Raw genomic sequence first — 16,336 nt, 5'->3', positions numbered from 1 at the left:
ATTCTTCAAAAAAATATTCTATGAAATTAACGAATTGCAATATAATCTACAGGTTTTCTACAAACCTGTTTTTTATTTTATGTTTAAGCTTATTCAGTTTAAGTTATTCTCAACCACCAATTAATGAAACTAAACTTCCACCAAACACAGTGCTTCCCGAAAAGACTAGGTTTTTAGAAAATATTACTTATAAAAATGACAGTTCAGGAAATCCTCTCAAATTAGATATTTATGAACCGAAAAATTCAACTTCAAAAAAACTTCCGGTTGTGGTTTATGTTCACGGCGGCGCTTGGGCTAAAGGCGATAAAACTGTGAGATCCGACAGTTATATTGAAAGTTTTATTTTGAAATTGGTTGAAAAAAATTATGCGGTCGTTAGTATTGATAATACTTTGGTAAGCGAAACGGTACATTTCCCATTACCCATTGAGGATACGAAAGATGCGGTAAGATGGGTGAGAAAAAATGCTGAGAAATACAATTTCGACACTAACAATATCGGATTTTTCGGAGCTTCTTCAGGTGCACATTTATCAATGCTATCAGCCTATACAAACGATACCAAATATATTGGAAGCCCGGAGCTTTCTGCCTATTCCGGAAAGGTGAATTATGTGGTAAGTAATTTCGGACCAACAGATTTAAACAAACTTTTACATACGAGATTAGGCAAAATTCCTGTGGCGATTGTTGGATTGTTTTTTAAGCCGATTGTGGAAATCAGGCAAAAATTAGTTCTTGGAATTTCAGGATATGATATTCAGACCGAAAAAAGAAAAGCGATCGATTATCTCGAAACGGTTTCTCCTGTCAATGATGCCGAAAATGCTGTTCCCACCTTTATTCTTCACGGAGATAAAGATAAAGTGGCACCAATAAAACAGTCGAAAAAATTGGTCAAAAAACTAAAAAAACAGAACATCGAAAATCATTTAATTGTTGTAAAAGATGGAGTGCATGGTTTTGGAACCACTGATAAAGCATATATGAATCAGCTTAATGATGAAATGGTGAATTTTATTGTTTCTCATACAAAATAGTACACGTCAATAATCAATTATTTAATTATCAATCATTTACTACTATAAAATTATAAATTTGCTAAATTAGTATACATATCAATATTTTTATATCAAAATTAATTATCTTGGCTTTTGTTTAAATTATTCAAATTAAAACAAACAAAAAATTTAATTATTTTATTATAAAAAACCTTACTGATATGGATTTCTTAAATAACATTAATGCACTCACACTCGTTTTCGTTTCAGTGCTTATTTTTGCCATAGCCTACCGTTTCTACGGAATTTTCATGGCCAATAAAGTATTAAAATTGAATGATAACAATACCACTCCGGCTTTAGAATTTGCTGATGGTAAAGATTATGTAGCGACTAATAAAAATGTTCTTTTCGGACATCATTTTGCGGCAATTGCAGCAGCCGGACCATTGGTGGGACCAGTTTTGGCAGCACAATTCGGGTATCTTCCGGGAGCTTTATGGATTTTAATTGGCTGTGTTTTGGGTGGTGGCGTTCATGATATGGTTGTTTTATTTGCATCTGTACGTCACAAAGGGCAAAGTTTAGCAACAATTGCCTCCAAAGAAATCGGTAAAACAACGGGAACTGTTGCCGGTTTTGCTATTTTATTCATCTTGATTCTTACGCTTGCCGGATTATCTTTAGCCTGTATCAATGCAATGCATGAAGCTTCATGGTCATTATTTACCGTTGTGATCACGATGCCGATTGCGATTATTATGGGACTGATCATGCGTTACAGAAAAAACTCAGTGACTTTTGCGAGTATTTTAGGTGGAGTTCTTCTGATTGCAGGAATCATTGGGGGACATAATCTGATGCAGAATGAAACAATGAATAATCTTTTCTCATGGGACATCACAACGATTTCTATCGCCATTCCTCTCTACGGATTTTTAGCTTCCGTATTGCCGGTTTGGTTACTGCTGGTTCCGAGAGACTATCTTTCAACCTATTTAAAAATCGGAACCATTATTATGTTAGCGATTGGTGTGATTGCCATTCATCCGACAGTACAAATGCCGGCTCTTACACAGTTTGTAAATGGCGGCGGCCCTGTAATCGGCGGTCCCGTTTTGCCATTTATATTTATCGTCATTGCCTGTGGTGCGATTTCAGGATTTCATGCGGTGATTGCAACCGGAACGACTCCGAAAATGCTGAACAGAGAAAAAGAAATTCTTTTTGTTGGTTATGGAGCGATGCTGGTAGAAGGTTTTGTTGCATTGATGGCCTTAATCGCTGCGTGTACATTAATGCCGGGAGATTATTTTGCCATCAACACGCCGAAAGATTCTTACGATGCTTTTATTGCTGCACATCCAGCTTTACATGGGGTAGATATTGATTATTTTTCACAAAAAATCGGGATTGATCTTCACGGACGAACCGGAGGAGCAGTTTCTCTTGCTGTGGGGATGGCTCATATTTTCAACAAAATTCCTTATATGGATCAGCTGATGGCATATTGGTACAACTTTGCTATCATGTTTGAAGCGGTATTTATATTGACTGCCATTGATGCAGGAACGAGAGTTGGGCGTTTTTTCTTACAGGAAATGTTAGGTTCTGTAATTCCGAAATTCAATGATAAAAACTGGATGCCGGGAATTATCATCAGCAGTCTTATTTTCACTTTTGCGTGGGGATATTTAGTTTTCACAGGAAATGTGAGCAGTATCTGGCCTTTATTTGGGATCAGTAATCAGCTTCTCGCCGCCTGTGGATTAATTGTCTGCACAACAATGTTAATTAGATTAAACCGAGGAAAATATGCATTATGCTCAGCAATTCCGGGAGTCTTTATGGCGGTAATTACATTTTGGGCAGGCTACATTCAGGTAACTGCCATTTATATTCCCAAAGAACAGTATTTATTGGCAACATTAGCCGTTGTAGCAATGGTTCTTATGCTGATTGTTTTCATCGGAGCTTTCCGAAAATGGTATCAGTTATTGAAAATCAATAAATCTGAAATTGATTTTTATGGTGAATCTGTAAAAGAATTGGTAGAAAGATAATTTTACAGTGAATGCTCAATTTGCTTTGCAGTTCATTGTTAATTTTCAGTCAAAAATGTAAAACCAAAATTAATTGTAGAAATTGTTTTGATTAGTTAAAATAAAATAAGGGATCTGAAATATTTGTTATGAAACAAAGAAATCAGATCCCTTTTACCAAGTACTTAGTAAAAATAAAAAAATTACTTTTTCTGATCAATTAACTCAAGTGCTTTTAGAAGAAGAACATCTTCTTTATTTCTGATGCTCTGAACAGTAGGGCGTACTATTACATCAGGCTTTATACCGATTCGTTGTGTTTCTCCACCATCCGGATAATAAATTCCCAATCCAGAAAAAATAAGTTTGTTTCCATTTGTCAGTTTAATAGAGGTTTTATTCCCATCAGCACCTGCGGTCTGGCTTCCGACAAAAATAACATGAGGGACTTTCTTAAAAATCATCGCCCACAATTCTGCTGCACTCAGCGTATATTCATTAATTAAAACAACGACTTGCCCTTTGTATGGATCGGAATTAATTTTGCCTGCAAACTTATAACTCTTATCAATAATATTATCCACAAAACAGAATTTACCCGGCTGGCTGAAATCAGCATGCGTCATAATACCGAAATGTTCCGGCTTACTCAGTAGATAGTCAAAAATCTTTATTAATGAACCGTCATTATTATAACCGCGAAGATCGAAAACCAATCCTCTTGTATTTTTATAAGTTTCCATGAGTGAAGGAATTTCTGAAACTTTTAATGATGAAAACTCAAAATATACCTTATCTTCAATTTGAAAACTTGGATTTAGGCGGTTTTCTTTCTCATTGTATGTCAAATACTCGTAAGTCTTTCCTTTATAGTTTAAATGATAATTCGGAATACCTTCCCTGTCCCATTCATCGTTGAATATACGTTTTACACGTTCCACTGTGGTTTTAAAAGTTTTTCCATCCTTTTTTATGCCTTCAACTGACATCGTTTTTTCATTTCCGCTAAAAAGATAATTGTATGTCTCACTTATTTTTACTGACTCATTTGAATAGGGAAAATACTTTGATTTGCTATCCATTATTTTGATAATCGTTTTACCGTCGATTTTAGTAATCAGATCACCAGTTTCCAAGCCGGATTTTTTCATCTTGGCTTCATCTTTTATTCCTGTTATGAGTACTTTATCATCCACCATCTGAAAAATAAAAGGTGCTGTCATTTCTCCCAGTACATCATACTGATATTTATTTTCAAACTCGGTATGAGTGTCCTGAAGTTCCGCAGAAAGCTGCATTGCGACAGACCGGTAATCCTTTTCATTTTTGATATTTCTGAACATCGGAATGTATTTTTTTAAAACATCATCCCACCGATTATCCAAAAGATATTTATACGGATAAAAATACTCAATAGCGTTCCATATCCTGAAAAGCTCCAGCATTTTGAGTTCCACCGAAAATTTGTCGTACACTTTTTCATTGCTGCTGCTGAAACGAATACTGTTTTCTACAGGGTTGGAATAAAACGAGCCTACATTTTTTGGTTGAGCCGCTAAATTTACCAAACGTGTTTTACTTTCAGGAGCAACTTTTCTCAATTTTTTAATCCAAGAAATATCAAAATTGCGAAGTGTAATGCTGTCACAACCCATATCTTTTTTTACAATCTCATCAAATTTACTCTGATCTGCCGTACTCAGCCATTGATTCGTTATCTCCCCTACATCAGACTTAGATGGATTTGCAAATGATTGCAGCAAAACAGCATCCCAATCTACTTTCCCCTGAGAAACTGCGGGGTGATAATATTTCACCATACCCCAAACTTTCCCCAGTTCGTATAAATCATGATCAGAAAATCTGCTCAGCTGAGCTGAAAGTGCTGATGTCAAAAAGACGGATAAAAAAACAATATATTTCATTCTGTAAATTGATATTTGAGCTACAAATTTAATAGTTTAATTTCAATGAAAAGCTTCTATTTAATAATTGGTAATTTACAGTAATGACAAAAGTTTTGTCTTAAAAGTTACAGTTCAATTTTTTTAAATTCAATTATGCGTTGCTTTTTGACAAAGTGGTCTTAGCTATTTAAAATAAATTGTGAAATGCCGTTTCTGAAACAATAAAAATCAGCTATGGAAATTTAAATCACATTCTTAGTTCATCGGCTCTTCATACAACTGGCTTCCCCAAAACTGAATATCTCTTTCGGGTAAATTGGAATGATAAAAAACTTCTTTTACTTCTTCTATAATTTTTGCCACAGCATTGAGATCGGTAGTTCGGATTCTTGTTTCATGATTTTCTTTTACTCCGCTTCCTGTAAAATTAAGAGAACCCAAATAAGCAATCTCATCGTCAATAATATAAATTTTGCTATGAATAAAGGTTTTATTAGTCGAATTCCCGCTATTGGGGGAAACAAAAACCTTAAACGGGAAAAGTTGTTTATAGGTATAACGATAAACTTTCGTGTTTCTAATTTTCTTAACAACAGAATCTCTTAAAAAAAATAGTAAAACAACGATGATAAAACCATAAGCAAATTTAAAATTATTTAAAAGATACATTAAAGGGAGCAAAACCATACCCAATGCAATCATTGCAAAAAGCAGCGTTCCAGACAGACTGATAAGATTATCTCTTGTTTGCTTTGCCTTCTCATCGGTATGTTGTTGCTGAATAATTAACTTATGAATATTCTTGTCATATCCATAAAAATCTTCAATTTCATCAGTTGTTATCAACCTGATTTTAATTCCTTTTGAATGAAGATGAATCAATTCTTTAATCAGGAAAGGAGAAAGATAAGGTGAAACAATTTTTACGTTTCTCTGTGCATTTCTGATGTCCTGCATCATTTTGCCACCGGCACTTTTCCCGATATAAATATCGCATACTGCATTATTGTAGAAGATTCCCATATCGAAATAAATTTTAAGATCACATTTGTAAAAAGAAAAAACTTTGCAAAAATAAATTCTGCAAAGCTAATATTTAATTTTTTATGAAATTATTATTTCTTTAGCTTCTCTACTCTTCTGATCTCGTTTAATAATAAAGGAAAAGCAGGCTGAGCCATTCCGCCGTGATCAAAGCCCTGAAGTTCGTATAACGTTGTTTCTTTATGACCTTTCAATTTCATCATTCGTGCCATGTAAGCATTTTCTTCGTATCTTCCCAGCAATTCCTTTTCACGGTCACTCGTGATCAAAAGTAATGGCGGTGCATCAGCTCTTATAAAATGAAGTGGTGCAAAATCATCAATTCTAGCATCAAGTTCATCAATTCCTTTTTCTTTTCTTATGGTAAAATGTGAGATCATCTGTCCGCTGAAAGGTATAATTCCTGCCAATTTATTGGCATCAATTCCGTATTTATTTAAATAGGTTTTGTTTAAACCAACCATTATCGCCAGATACCCTCCCGCAGAATGTCCTGAAATAAAGACCTTATTTTCATCGCCCCCATAATTTTTAATATTCTTAAAAACCCACGCTGTAGCCGCTGCTGCATCCTCAATATATTTCGGAGCGTTTACTTTTGGAGAAAGCCTGTAATTCACGCCAATCACAGCGATTCCTTTATTTTTCAACCCTTCCGGAATTTCTTTTTGTCCGCCCGTCAAGCCACCTCCATGAAACCAAATAACCGTAGGGAAATTTTTAACATTGTTCGGAATATAAATATCAAGTACACATCTTTCATTAATATAAGCATCAGATTTATTGGCTTTTTCATCGTAATAATGAATATTGTTTTCCGTACGATATTCCTGAGAAAAAAGCGGTGCTGAAAATAGGGTGAGAGTTAAAAATATCAGAATCCTTTTCATTTGAAACATTTTATGATTTAAATATACGAAATTCATATTGCCTCATTTTAATGATTAATAATTAAAAATCCCACAAACTCTACATATCATACAGAAAACCTGCGAATTGTAAAGTTTATGGGAATTATAAAGATTGCTTTATCACTTTCGTTCCTCGCAATGACTTAAATCTTCGTCAGTTTAGCATATTTTAAAATTAGATTTTTCTCACCTTCATGCATGAAAATCACTTTTGCTTTGATGTTCTGAGGATCTGTTCCATCCAGGAAAGTTACTTCTCCGATCCCGAAACGGTCGTGTCTTACCTTGTCTCCCACTTCGATATCCTGCGAAGAAGCTCCACTTGGATTAATAATTCTCGCTGTAGCAACAGGTTTTAATTTTTTCGGTTCTGCAATTGGCTTTGAACCATCTGCTCTTTCGATCGTTTTCTTTTCAACCCTTTTAAAGCCTTTCAATTCAGATGGATGTTCATCGAAAATATTCGATTTTACACCCGAATTATTGATGAATCGTTTTTCAATCGCAGGATTTACAAACTCTATATATTGTTCATCTATTTCACTTAAAAATCTTGAAGGCTCTGCATCTGTGATTTTCCCCCACTGAAAACGGGAAACAGCGTAAGAGAAAAATGCCTGTTTTTCAGCTCTTGTTAATGCCACATAAAATAAACGTCTCTCCTCTTCCAGATCTTCTCTTGTGGTAGAACTCATGAAACTCGGGAAAAGATTTTCTTCTAAACCAACCAAATGCACGACCGGAAATTCCAGTCCTTTGGAAAGGTGAATCGTCATTAATGAAACCATTTCTTCCTCATCATCTTTCTTCTGTGTATCGGCAGAAAGTGCGATGTTTTCAAGGAAATTCGGCAAACTCGGATCTCCGTCTTCCAGCTGCATCTGTTCTTCGATGAATCCCTGCATCGAGTTCATTAGTTCCTGAACGTTTTCTACACGGGAAATTCCTTCCGGAGTCTGATCGTCTTTTAAAAATTTAATCAAACCGCTTCGTTTAGCCACTTCCATCGCAACACTATAAGCTGTTTCTGTTTTCAACAAAACCTGAAATGCTTTGATCATTGACCAAAAGTCATTCAGTTTATTTAAAACTCCATTATTTAATCCCAATTGTGGCGCATATTGCGGAAGATTACCCAATACCTGCGAAACAGAAATATTGTGAGCGTCTGCAAAAACAATAATTTTATTTTGAGTTGTTTCACCAATTCCTCTTGCGGGATAATTGATAATTCTCATTAACGCTTCAGAATCGTTTTCATTCACCAGAATTCGAAGGTAACCGATGAGATCCTTCACCTCTTTTCTTTGGTAAAAAGACAGACCACCATATACTTTATACGGAATATTTTTACGTCTCAGCGCATCTTCAAAAGCACGCGTCTGAGAGTTTGTTCTGTATAAAATCGCAAAATCACTGTATTTTCTTTGTTCACGGTTTCTGGTTTCCCAGATATTTCCGGCAACAAAATTAGCTTCATCGGCATCTGAAAGTGAACGGTATACTTTTATTTTCTCTCCTTCTTCATTTTCACTGAAAACATTTTTCTTAAACTGCTGAAGGTTTTTAGCAATAACGACGTTTGCCGCATTTACAATATTCTGCGTCGAACGGTAATTTTGCTCCAACGAAACCGTAATTGCATCCGGATAATCTTTTTTGAAGTTTAAAATATTATAAATATTGGCACCACGGAAAGAGTAAATCGACTGTGCATCGTCTCCTACCACACAGATATTTTCAAATTTTGATGCTAAAGCTTTTACAATCAAATACTGAGAATGGTTTGTATCCTGGTACTCATCCACCAAAATATATCTGAATCTGTCCTGATATTTCGCTAAAACTTCTGGAAAACGGGTTAACAGTTCATTGGTTTTCAACAATAAATCGTCAAAATCCATCGCTCCGTTTTTGAAACACTGCTCTACATATTTCTGATAAATCTGCCCGATGAATTTCATGTTGGCTTTTTCATCAGCTTCCAATAATTCCGGGTTGTTGAAATATGCTTTTACAGTGATCAGATTATTTTTATAGGTAGAAATTCTTGACTGAACTTTTTTCGGTTTATATAAATCCGCATCAATATTCATATCCTTAATCACTTTTCGGATAACATTCAGTGCATCCTGCTGATCGTAGATTGTGAAATTAGACGGATACCCTAAATAATGACCTTCACTTCTCAGAATTCTTGCAAAAACAGAGTGAAAAGTTCCCATCCAAAGACTTCTTGCATTGCTTTGCCCTACCACTTTTGCAATACGTTCTTTCATTTCTTTCGCTGCTTTGTTGGTAAAAGTCAACGCCAAAATGTTAAAAGGATCAATTCCGTTGGTGATTAAATGAGCAATACGCATGGTAAGCACGCGCGTCTTCCCGGAACCCGCTCCCGCAAGCACCATCAATGGTCCCTGTAATGTGGTAACGGCTTCAAATTGTGATTCATTAAGTCCTTTCAAATAATCCTCCATACTGCAAAAAATTTTGGGAACACAAAATTAGTGTATTATAAGGACAATTCAAATTTGTATTTGGAAGTTAAACTTTAATAATTCTTCCATTAAAAACTCCTGCAATAGATTTTTCGTAAGCTTTCGCCACTTTCCAAGCTTCAACAGGAATAAAACCCGGAAAAAAAGGGTGATAACTTTCAGCTTCTGCCAAAACTGTAGGACTTACACAATTAATTCTGATATTTCTTGGTAATTCGTACGAACTGGCTTTTACAAATCCTTCTATCGCACTGTTTACCGTAGATGCAAGAGTTCCTCCGGCAATCGGTTCATCCGTCAAAATCCCTGAAATTAAAGTGAAAGAACCGTTATCATTAATGAAAGGCAATGCCGTTCGGACGATATTAATTTGTCCCATCAACTTACTTCCGAAAGAAAATTCAAAATCCGCATCTGTGAAATTCTCAAGAGAATCAAATTTTACATCTCCCGCTGCATTTGCTACAGCATCAAAACTTCCGATAGATTTAAACAATGTTTCCAGGCTTTTCTTATCCTGAATATCAGCATTAAAATCTCCCGAGCTTCGGGAAACACGAATGACTTCATGTCCGCTTTCTTCCAACCCTTTTGCAACTTCTTTTCCAACAGTTCCGCTGGAACCGATTACAATTATTCTTAATTTTTTAGAATCCATATTAAATATGATTGATTTGATGATTAAAAATAAACAATTCAGATTAAACAAACATCTATTTATCAACATTAACAATTGTTAGGTATTTTAATAAAAAATCGTTTCCAAATTGTAACAATTACAGTAAATTTGGCACTAATTGACAAAAACAATTTCTACTTTATGAAAAAGCGACTTCTTTCTGTTGCTGCTGCGGCTTTCTTCGGAATGGCTCTGAATGCACAACAAATTAAATTCGAAGAATATGACTTACCAAACGGTCTTCACGTAATTCTTCATCAGGACAATTCTGCACCGGTTGTAACGACTGGGGTAATGTACCACGTGGGTGCAAAAGATGAAGTAAAAGGAAGAACAGGTTTCGCTCACTTCTTTGAGCACCTTTTATTTGAAGGAACACCCAACATCAAAAGAGGCGACTGGTTTAAGATTGTTTCTTCAAACGGAGGACAAAATAACGCTAACACTACAAACGACAGAACGTACTATTACGAAACTTTCCCATCAAACAACGAGCAATTGGGTCTTTGGATGGAAGCTGAAAGAATGCGTCACGCTGTCATTAACCAAGTGGGTGTAGATACTCAGAGAGAAGTAGTAAAAGAAGAAAAAAGATTGAGAATGGATAACCAGCCTTATGGAAATCTTTTCACAACAATTCAGAAAAATTTATTTACCAATCATCCGTACAACTGGCCTACAATCGGTTCTATGGAAGATTTGAACTCTGCAAAATTAGAGGAGTTCCAGGCTTTTTATAAAAAATTCTACGTTCCAAATAACGCTACTTTAGTTGTTGCAGGAGACATTAAACCTGAGCAGACTAAAAAATGGATCGAAACTTACTATGGAGGAATTCAAAAAGGAACTCTTTATTCAAAAGATTTCCCGAAAGATGCACCTATTACTCAGGAAAAAGAAGTTACGGCAACTGACCCTAACATCCAGCTTCCGGCTTATGTTTTCGCATACAGAACTCCAGCTAACAAAGAAAAAGATGCTTATATCTTAGATATGCTTTCTTCTTATTTAAGCAGCGGTAAATCATCAGTTTTATACAAAAAACTGGTTGATCAGGATAAAAAAGCGCTTCAGGTACAGGCTTTCAATCAAGGATTGGAAGATTACGGTATTTTCGCATTCTTTGCTATTCCGATGGGACAGACTACAAAACAGGCTTTACAGACGGATATTGATGCTGAAATCAAAAAACTTCAGACGACTTTAATTTCTGAAGAAGATTATCAGAAACTTCAGAACCAGTTTGAAAACCAGTTTGTAAATGCAAACTCAAGCATCCAGGGAATTGCTGCTTCATTGGCAACCAACCACGTATTGATGGGTAATACGAATTTGATCAACAAAGAAATCGACATTTACAGAGGAATCACAAGACAGGATCTTCAAAATGCGGCTAAAAAGTATCTTAATTCTAATCAGAGAATCATCATTAATTACGTACCTGAAAAAAAGTAATCAGCTAAACTTAGGTTTAAAAATGATTACTAAAAATTAAATTTTTACAAATGAAAAAGCAATTAACATATATAGCTGTAGCGTTTTTATTCGCAGGAACGGTTTCAGCACAAAAAATAGATCTTAATGCAATGCCGAAACCGGGACCAACTCCCGCAATCAACATTGCTAAGCCAAAAACTTTCCAATTAAGCAACGGTCTTACGGTAATGGTTGTGGAAAACAACAAGTTACCAAGAGTAAGCGCAAGTCTTTCTATGGACAGGCCTCCATATTTTGAAGGACCAGTAGTTGGGGTAAGCGAAATCATGGCAGAACAGTTCGAAAACGGAACAACTAACATGAGCAAAGATAACTTCAACAAAAAAGTAGATTATCTTGGAGCTAATCTTAATTTCAATTCCGGAGGTGCTGCTGCAAACTCACTTTCAAAATATTTCCCTGAAGTTTTAGGTTTAATGGCGGATGCGATCATCAACCCTAAATTTTCTGCTAAAGAAATTGAAGATTCTAAGGAAAGAGCTATTGAAGGACTTAAATCTGAAGAAAAAAATGCATCTTCTATCGCAGGAAAAGTTTCCAATGCTTTGATGTACGGGAAAAATACATCGAGAGGTGAATTTGAAACGGTAGAATCTATCAACAAAATTCAATTATCTGATGTTCAAAACATCTACAAAAAATATTATGCTCCAGACAATGCTTACTTAGTAGTTGTTGGAGATGTTAAATTTGATAAAGTAAAGCCTTTAATTGAAAAAGCATTCAGTGGATGGAAAAAATCAAACACGCCTATTTCTCAGGTAGAACCGGCTTCTAATGTTGCTAAAACAGAAATCGATGTTGTAGATGTACCTTCTGCTGTACAGTCAGTTGTTTCTTTAAACAACCTGAACACATTGAAAATGAAAGATGCTAATTACTTCCCTGCAACCATTGCCAACTATATCCTTGGAGGTGGTGGTGAAGCAAGACTTTTCATGAATCTTCGTGAGAAAAACGGATTTACGTATGGTGCTTATTCAAACATGAGCGCAAGCAAATATTCTCCACAGTTTTCTGCAAGTGCAAGTGTAAGAAACGAGGTTACAGACAAAGCTGTTAAGGAATTTATGAATGAACTTAACGGCATTTCCACTGTAAAACCGGAAGAACTGGAAAATGCTAAAGCTAAGCTAAAAGGTTCTTTCATCATGTCTTTGGAGCAGCCTGCAACCATTGCAAGATTTGCTTTGAACCAAAAAGTTCAGGATTTACCAGCTGATTTCTATACCAATTACTTAAAATCTATTGATAAAGTAACTGCTGCAGACGTTTCAAATGCTGTAAAAACTACGATTTTACCAAACCAAAGCAGAATTTTCATCGCCGGTAAAGCGTCTGATATTTCTGAAGGATTGGAAAAATTGGGTTATCCTGTAAAGTATTTCGATAAAGAAGCTAATCCTGTTGCAAAACCGTCTACACAGAAAGTTGACGCTACTGTAACTGTGGCTTCAATTGCAGACAAATACATTACGGCAATCGGAGGAAAGGCAAATTTGGCTAAAATCTCTTCTTACTCTATGACAGCCTCAATGTCTATGCAAGGGCAGAATATTGATTTTAAAATCATTAAAGCTCAAGGTGGAAAAGAATTAACAACAGTAACTGCAATGGGACAAACAGTTCAGAAGCAGGTGTTTGACGGAAAAACCGGTTATTCTGAGCAAATGGGACAAAAAGTTCCTATGAAACCTGAACAAATCGCTGAAAACTTAAAGAATACTGAACTTTTCGACGAATTAGGTTTTGCTAAATCGGCTGACTATAAAGTGGCTGGAATTGAAAAAATTAACGGTGAAGATTCTTATGCAATAAAAGGTGATAACACCACTTATTACTACAGCGTAAAAACAGGATTGAAAACCGGAGAAACAAAAACGGTAAAAGCTCAAGGTCAGGAAATGACTGTTCCTACCACGTTCTCAAACTACAAAGATGTTGCAGGTGTGAAAATGCCTTACACCATTAATGTCAGCCAAATGGGAATGGATATGACAATGGAGGTAAAATCCATCGAAGTAAACCAGGCTAAAGATTCTGATTTTAAATAAAAACAAACTCTTTTTATATAAAAAACGGCAACAATAGTTGCCGTTTTTATTTTTATCAATATTTGGCGACATCTTTCTTTGCCATTCAGTAAAAAAAGTTTAAATTTGCCCATTCAAAAGATAACATAATTAATGGATACTATATTTATACTATTGATGATTCTTATTATGATTGCTAGTGTTTTACTGGTAATTGTTGTTATGGCTCAAAACCCAAAAGGTGGAGGTCTTTCAAGTACATTCGGAGGTGCATCTTCTGCACAGTTTGGAGTACAGAGAACCAATGACTTTATGGAAAAAGCAACATGGACTTTAGGTGCAACAATCATCGTTCTTATCCTGATAAGTGTGGTAGTTACAGGTAAGCCATCGGCTACGACTGCTCCGGTAAAAGTTCCAACTCAAAAAGAGGCTCCGGCTAAGCAATCTTCAGCTCCAGCTTCTACAACAACTCCGGCTCAGACACCAGCGCCAACAAAGTAAGCAAATAATATTTTTACATATAAAAGCAACTCGTTCTGAGTTGCTTTTTTGTTGTATTAATTTTTTCTGAAAGAATTCCAGTAATCATCCTGGTTTTTATCAAACAAACATTCAATAAAAGAATCTAAGGACATCATATAAAGTATTTTTTCATCCATATTTCTGAAATCAGTTTGAAAGAAATCAGAGTTTAAAACAATATTCTCACGGTCTATGACAAGAATATTTTCGGGATTATAAAAAGGATAATTTTTAATATCAGAATTGGTGGTAATCAGTTTTCTCCTCGAAGCCAACACTTCAAAAGTCCTGATCGTTAAACCATTCTGAAAAGGTTTATTAATATCAAGAACTGATTTTGTTTTTTTATAAAAGTCAATAATCTGAAAGTGATTCAGCTTATCAAAACTTACTTTTGTAATATCGAACTGTTTTAAATTTTTATCGATGAGTTTTTTTAGTCTAAATGCTACTTTACCCATCGCATAATAATAGAAATAGGATTTCATATTTTGACGATCTGCAACTGCCCTTACCTTTTCTCCAACAATATATCGATCTGTATGAGCGCTCCCGATAAATATGATATCATATTCTGGTTTCTGAGGATTTACATCTAAACAATTATAATCATCAACGTAAAATAACGGCCTGAAATTCAAACCAAATTGTACCGAATCATTATATTCAAAAGTAAATTTTTTATCGAAATATTTTAAGTTTGAAATAAGGTTTGGATATTCTGATAACGGATCGAAATTATAATAAATCATTTCCATTTCGGGATTGGTTTCCTTTATTTTTTCAAGAAAAAAAGCAGGCATCGCTTCTCCTTTTATCAAAATAAAATAATCATATTTCTTTCCTTTAATTTCACTTAAGATCTTATTGTAATAGTTGTTGATTTTAATGTGATAGAGATTCTTGTAAATACGGATAATCCCCTTAGAAAGATTGGAATTGGAAGGTCGTTCGTCATAAAAATCTACCTCAGCACCAAAGTCAGAAAGTCTTTTTGCTATGGCATTTTCATATTTAAAAAAACTGACTGATAAGAAAAGTATTTTTTTTCCTTTTAAACTGATCATTTTAAAAGTCCTTTTACTCTCATTTCATCAAGAGATTCTTTAAACTTTACATCCTGAATATTCTGCTGCAAAACCCAGTTTGTAAACTTAGACATTCCTTCTTCAAAAGAAATTTTCGGCTGGAAATTAAGCTTTGATTTTATCTTGCTGATATCTGCAAAATTATGTCTAATATCTCCTAATCGAAACTGTCCGGAAATATTAATAGCAAAATCAATATTATAAAATTTTCTCAAATTTTCTGCAACGGTAGTTACAGCCGTTGAAACTCCGGTTCCCACATTGAAAATTTCACCGTTTGCCGCATCATTTTCAATACATTTAATTGTTGCTTCTACTGCATCGTCAACATGAATAAAATCTCGGGATTCGTTTCCATCTTCAAAAACATTAATATCGTTTCCATTAAGAATCTGTGAAGAAAAAATCGACAGAATTCCCGTGTAAGGATTCAATAAAGACTGACCTTCACCGTATACGTTTTGGAACCTTACAGCGACAGGCGCCACGTCCATTGAAGAACAGGCAGTCATTACCATTTGTTCCTGTGTATATTTTGTGATTCCGTAGATAGAAGTCGGGTGTATTTTTGCTTCTTCATCTGTAGGCAGAGCTCTCAACATCTGTCCGTCTGGATAAATTATTTCAAATTTTCCGTTACGCATTTCTTCTACATTTCTTGGTTTAGGATAAATTAATCCCAATTCAGGATGCAGATATTTTCCTTCACCATAAACAGCTCTGGATGATGCAATAACAACTTTTTTAACTTTATGGGGATTATTAACCAAAAGGTCAAGCATTTTTGCCGTTCCTGAAACATTTACCTCGGTATATTTTTCAATCTGATACATCGACTGTCCGGTTCCTGTTTCTGCAGCCAGATGAACAATTACTTCCTGACCTTCTATGGCTTTTTTCCAATCATTAAAATTAACCACATCACCTTTAATAAAATTCACCTGTCCCAAAATGCTTCTGTACAAGGGCGAATCTTCCTCTGGATTGTCTCCGTGAATCTGGGAAGAGAGATTATCCAGAACCGTAACTTCATACCCCTTCTTCTTAAGTTCCAACGATAACTTACTCCCAATAAATCCAGCTCCACCTGTAACGAGTATCTTCATTC

General features: G+C 35.2%; 12 protein-coding genes. 5 read left to right on the top strand and 7 right to left on the bottom strand.

Annotated features, from left to right (window positions below; genetic code table 11):
- Nucleotides 1–20: 20 nt before the first annotated feature.
- Nucleotides 21–1,043: an alpha/beta hydrolase gene (locus ASG22_RS07745; RefSeq protein WP_055982745.1), complete on the top strand. Its 1,023-nt coding sequence runs from the start codon at nucleotides 21–23 to the stop codon at nucleotides 1,041–1,043.
- A 182-nt stretch (nucleotides 1,044–1,225) separates the two neighbouring features.
- A complete protein-coding gene (locus tag ASG22_RS07740; protein ID WP_185113793.1) occupies nucleotides 1,226–3,067 on the top strand; it encodes a carbon starvation protein A in 1,842 nt (613 codons plus the stop codon).
- Between the two features lie 182 nt (nucleotides 3,068–3,249).
- Here the strand turns inward: ASG22_RS07740 and ASG22_RS07735 are convergent, their stop codons facing one another.
- The 5 genes from ASG22_RS07735 to ASG22_RS07715 all read right to left on the bottom strand — a co-directional run bounded on the left by ASG22_RS07735 (nucleotide 3,250) and on the right by ASG22_RS07715 (nucleotide 10,064).
- On the bottom strand, nucleotides 3,250–4,971 hold the full coding sequence (locus tag ASG22_RS07735; RefSeq protein ID WP_055982742.1) for a S41 family peptidase: 1,722 nt from the start codon (nucleotides 4,969–4,971) through the stop codon (nucleotides 3,250–3,252).
- Between the two features lie 237 nt (nucleotides 4,972–5,208).
- Nucleotides 5,209–5,976, bottom strand: a complete 768-nt coding sequence (locus ASG22_RS07730; RefSeq protein WP_055982741.1) for a phospholipase D-like domain-containing protein — start codon at nucleotides 5,974–5,976, stop codon at nucleotides 5,209–5,211.
- A gap of 92 nt (nucleotides 5,977–6,068) precedes the next feature.
- Nucleotides 6,069–6,887 carry an alpha/beta hydrolase gene (locus ASG22_RS07725; protein WP_055983479.1) on the bottom strand — a complete coding sequence of 273 codons (819 nt, stop codon included), beginning with the start codon at nucleotides 6,885–6,887 and terminating at the stop codon, nucleotides 6,069–6,071.
- Between the two features lie 164 nt (nucleotides 6,888–7,051).
- Nucleotides 7,052–9,385, bottom strand: a complete 2,334-nt coding sequence (locus tag ASG22_RS07720; RefSeq protein WP_055982739.1) for an ATP-dependent helicase — start codon at nucleotides 9,383–9,385, stop codon at nucleotides 7,052–7,054.
- A 67-nt stretch (nucleotides 9,386–9,452) separates the two neighbouring features.
- Entirely contained in the window at nucleotides 9,453–10,064 is a 612-nt protein-coding gene (locus ASG22_RS07715; RefSeq protein ID WP_055982737.1) for a short chain dehydrogenase, read from the bottom strand.
- A 162-nt stretch (nucleotides 10,065–10,226) separates the two neighbouring features.
- Here ASG22_RS07715 and ASG22_RS07710 point away from each other — a divergent pair, with 162 nt between their 5' ends.
- The 3 genes from ASG22_RS07710 (at nucleotide 10,227) to secG (ending at nucleotide 14,119) form a co-directional block, all read left to right on the top strand.
- Nucleotides 10,227–11,540 carry a M16 family metallopeptidase gene (locus tag ASG22_RS07710; RefSeq protein WP_055982735.1) on the top strand — a complete coding sequence of 438 codons (1,314 nt, stop codon included), beginning with the start codon at nucleotides 10,227–10,229 and terminating at the stop codon, nucleotides 11,538–11,540.
- A gap of 50 nt (nucleotides 11,541–11,590) precedes the next feature.
- Nucleotides 11,591–13,636 carry a M16 family metallopeptidase gene (locus ASG22_RS07705; RefSeq protein ID WP_055982734.1) on the top strand — a complete coding sequence of 682 codons (2,046 nt, stop codon included), beginning with the start codon at nucleotides 11,591–11,593 and terminating at the stop codon, nucleotides 13,634–13,636.
- A 132-nt stretch (nucleotides 13,637–13,768) separates the two neighbouring features.
- The gene (gene secG, locus ASG22_RS07700) at nucleotides 13,769–14,119 is read left to right on the top strand and encodes a preprotein translocase subunit SecG (protein WP_055982732.1); all 351 of its coding nucleotides are present in this window, start codon (nucleotides 13,769–13,771) and stop codon (nucleotides 14,117–14,119) included.
- A gap of 56 nt (nucleotides 14,120–14,175) precedes the next feature.
- On the opposite strand, the gene ASG22_RS07695 is transcribed toward secG, so the two are convergent.
- Together ASG22_RS07695 and ASG22_RS07690 are read right to left on the bottom strand one after the other, a co-directional pair.
- Nucleotides 14,176–15,207: a hypothetical protein gene (locus ASG22_RS07695; RefSeq protein WP_055982730.1), complete on the bottom strand. Its 1,032-nt coding sequence runs from the start codon at nucleotides 15,205–15,207 to the stop codon at nucleotides 14,176–14,178.
- A complete protein-coding gene (locus ASG22_RS07690; RefSeq protein WP_055982728.1) occupies nucleotides 15,204–16,334 on the bottom strand; it encodes an NAD-dependent epimerase/dehydratase family protein in 1,131 nt (376 codons plus the stop codon). The genes ASG22_RS07695 and ASG22_RS07690 overlap by 4 nt, the downstream gene beginning before the upstream one ends.
- Between the last annotated feature and the right edge of the window lie 2 nt (nucleotides 16,335–16,336).

This window comes from Chryseobacterium sp. Leaf405 (genome assembly GCF_001425355.1).
Classification (GTDB): Bacteria; Bacteroidota; Bacteroidia; order Flavobacteriales; family Weeksellaceae; genus Chryseobacterium.
The sequence above is the reverse complement of the archived record's forward strand: the minus strand, read 5'-3'. Positions and strand labels throughout refer to the sequence as shown.